This is a genomic window from Dietzia sp. DQ11-38-2 (assembly GCF_014145055.1).
GTDB lineage: Bacteria > Actinomycetota > Actinomycetes > Mycobacteriales > Mycobacteriaceae > Dietzia.
Genome location: NZ_JAALDW010000254.1, coordinates 1 through 1,878, shown reverse-complemented (window position 1 = coordinate 1,878; position 1,878 = coordinate 1). Strand labels below are relative to the sequence as shown.

The window sequence follows — 1,878 nt, the reverse complement described above, 5'->3', positions numbered from 1 at the left end:
CTGCGTCAGGGTCAGGTTGGCGATCCAGGTCGAGGCCGAGGTGCGAGCGTTCTGGGGGATGAGGAGGAACACCGTGGCCACCACGACGAGATAGGCGGGCATGATGCGGACGAGGCGGGAGCGCAGGTAGGACCCCGGTGACCGGGCGGTGCCGGGTCCGCCCTGTCGGGCGTGCAGGGCGTGGGCCCGCCACAGCAGGAAGCCGGAGAGCGCGAAGAACACGGCCACGGACAGGTCGAACCGGCCCCAGAGTCGGTTGATCGCCGATCCCGTGGAGGACCCGGTCTGGAACGCGACGTGAGTGGTGAGGACGGCGATCGCGGCGACCGCGCGGAAGCCCTCCAACGCCGGCACGAAGCCGGTGGCGGACGGGAGAGTTCCGACTTGTCGGTCGGGGGTGGCGAATGCGTTCTTCATCACTGTTAATCTTCTCCTGATGATGGTCCGGTCCGGCGACCGACCCGGGAAGCTACCCGGGGGTAACCGGTGGATCCAGGGCGACTCCAGGAGGACAACCGATGGCACGACAGAGCAGTTCCGCGGGACGGAGGTCGTCAGTGCCCGCACTGGTCCTCGTCGGGCTCGGAGCGTTCCTCATCACTATCGCACTGGCGCTGGTCTTCTTCGTGGTGCCGACGCAGAAGAAGACCCCGCTGGACATCAACACCACCACTGTCACCAACACCACGCAGGGTGCGGTCCTGGTCGGCGCGGCGCTGGCCGGTAACACACCGACCGAGCTCAACGCCGACCGCCCCGAGTGCCGCGCCGGGGGCGCGAACGGCGACGACGAGGACGCGGCCGGCGGTTCGCCCGATGAGGGTGCGACCGACGAGGAGCAGGTCGTCGAGACCCCGGACGGCCCGGCGGCTGACGACGCCGATGTCCAGTTCCCGGTCACCTGCTTCATCGACAACGACATCCCGCTCTACTCGCAGCGCCGCGTCCAGGCGGTGGAGCCGTCGGACTCCGAGGTCATCACGTTCCAGGCCGCGCAGTCGCTGCTCCGCGAGGACAAGACCGGTTCGGACGGGGTCGAGGGCCTGGTCAACGCGTCGATCGACCGGGTCACCGTGGACCGGGTGACCGCCGAGCCGACCGACGAGGCCGTGAGCACCCTGCAGCTGGTCGCCACCGGTGCCGGCGACGAGACCGCACCGGCCGGGTTCGTCCGCCGGGGACTGCAGTACAAGTTCCCGTTCGACACCGAGCAGCGGGACTACGACTACTTCGACGCCAGCACCTTCACCACCAACCCGATCTCCTTCGTCGGTGAGACCACCGTGGGCGGCATCGACGCGTACGAGTTCCGTCAGGAGCTCGGGCCGATCGACATGTGGTCCTCGATCCGGGATCATTTCGCGTCGATCAGCGACGGGTACGACCCCGCCGTGGAGGCCGTCCTGGCCAGCTACCGGCGCGAGGGCATGACCGCGGGACAGTGGGGTCTGGCGGGTGACCCGGAGCGCGAGGTCGACATGCGGCGCTTCTACACCAACACCCGCACGGTGTACGTGAACCCCGAGACCGGTCAGATCATCAACGGCAGCGAGAACATCTACCAGTTCTTCGCCGAGGACCAGGACGAGGCGGAGGCCTTCGTCAACGACGCGGCGGGCATGGAGGAGGAGCGGGCCGAGCCCACCCGGACGGCCGTCCGGTTCGAGTCCGGGTGGAACGAGGAGACCCAGGAGCGGACCCTGTCCGCCGCCCAGGAGACGGCGGACACCCTCAACACGTTCGGTCGCATCCTGCCGGCGGTGCTCGGAGTGCTGGGCGTCCTGGCCGTCCTCGGCGGGATCCTGCTGGGCCTCCGCGGAGGCGCGGGGGGTCCGACCGGCAGAGGCACGCGCGCCACCCGTGGCGCCCGCGGCGACG

At 69.5% G+C, this 1,878-nt stretch carries 2 protein-coding genes; one reads left to right on the top strand and one right to left on the bottom strand.

Annotated features, from left to right (window positions below; all coding sequences use genetic code 11):
* Positions 1-417: acyltransferase (locus tag G6026_RS09385; protein WP_182613001.1), on the bottom strand; the 417-nt coding region annotated here is incomplete at its 3' end.
* Positions 418-518: 101 nt separating this feature from the next.
* On the opposite strand from G6026_RS09385, the gene G6026_RS09380 reads away from it, so the two are divergent.
* A partial coding sequence (locus G6026_RS09380; protein ID WP_194307595.1) for a DUF3068 domain-containing protein occupies positions 519-1,878 on the top strand: 1,360 nt, incomplete at its 3' end.